Origin of the sequence: Pseudophaeobacter sp. C1-32P7 (genome assembly GCF_041008775.1) — a bacterium.
Lineage (GTDB): Bacteria > Pseudomonadota > Alphaproteobacteria > Rhodobacterales > Rhodobacteraceae > Phycobacter > Phycobacter gallaeciensis_A.
The window spans coordinates 1-1,073 of record NZ_JAXGFR010000079.1 but is presented as its reverse complement, the minus strand read 5'-3'; the positions used below and the strand labels follow the sequence as shown (position 1 = coordinate 1,073).

The 1,073-nt window shown below is 64.5% G+C and carries 2 pseudogenes; both read left to right on the top strand.

Annotated features, from left to right (window positions below):
• Window positions 1-491 (top strand): annotated as a pseudogene (locus SM763_RS24180) (hypothetical protein); the annotation flags it as partial.
• Window positions 491-1,073: pseudogene (locus SM763_RS24175) on the top strand (hypothetical protein); the annotation flags it as partial. The pseudogenes SM763_RS24180 and SM763_RS24175, both read left to right, overlap by 1 nt.

The window sequence follows — 1,073 nt, the reverse complement described above, 5'->3', positions numbered from 1 at the left end:
TGCGCGGGGAGGGCGAGGACGCAATCCTGCGCCAGCGGGAGGATGGCACGATTGCTTACCGCGCGGACTACACCAGCGGCGGTGCGGGGCTGGCGGCCTTCAATGCGGCCTTCCGGGGCGCTGATGGTCTGGAGGCAAAGATCGCGGCCTACAATGAGCGGATCAGCGGCAGGAACGACCGGCTGGAGCGCCTGCGGGCGCGGATCCGGGGGCTGGGCGGCATTCCGCAGTTTGCTGCTGGCGGTGCCCATGCGGGCGGGTTGCGGATCGTCGGGGAACGCGGCTGGGAGATCGAGCGCACTGGCGCGTCCCGCATTCACAGCCATGCGGAGTCCGTGGCGATGCTGGACAACCGCTTCGTGGTGCAAAGCGTCAACGCCCTGGCCAAACAGGTTGGGGTGCAGGGGCAGAGCATGGAGCTGTTTGTGCGCAAGATCGCGCAGTTCCTGGAAGACTGGGATGAAGCCGGGCAGCCGGAGGTGCGGGTCTGATGGACTTCAACATCATCGCGCCGATGGCCGTCACCGATGCCGAGCTGACAGCCTCCAATATCCCCGAGGATGATCATCCGGAATGGGCGGCGGGCACCAACTATGCCAAGGGCGATCTGGTGATCTCGCTCACCTCGCACCGGATCTACCAGAGCATGCAGGATGGCAACCTGGGCAATGATCCTCTGACAAATGATGGCAGCTGGTGGTTCGACCTGCGGGCCACCAACCGCTGGTCTGCCTTCGATCAGCGGCGATCGAACACGGCGTCGCATCCGGATCAGATCACCTATTCGATCACCCCGACGCAGGATTGCGATGCGATCGCGCTCTTCGGCCTCACCGCCGGGTCCGTGCGGATCGAAGTCTGGGACGGTCCCAGCCGGATCTATGATGAGGCCTTCATGATGGTCGACACCGGTCATGTGGTCAGCGTCTATACCTGGTTCTTCGGAGGTATCGTCTACACCCGCCAGAAGGTGCTGAACGGCTTTCCCGGCTACATCGGCCACCGCATCGACATCACCATCGCGGCGGTGGGGGCCACGGCCAAGGTGGGCCACATCGTTCTGGGCCGGAACC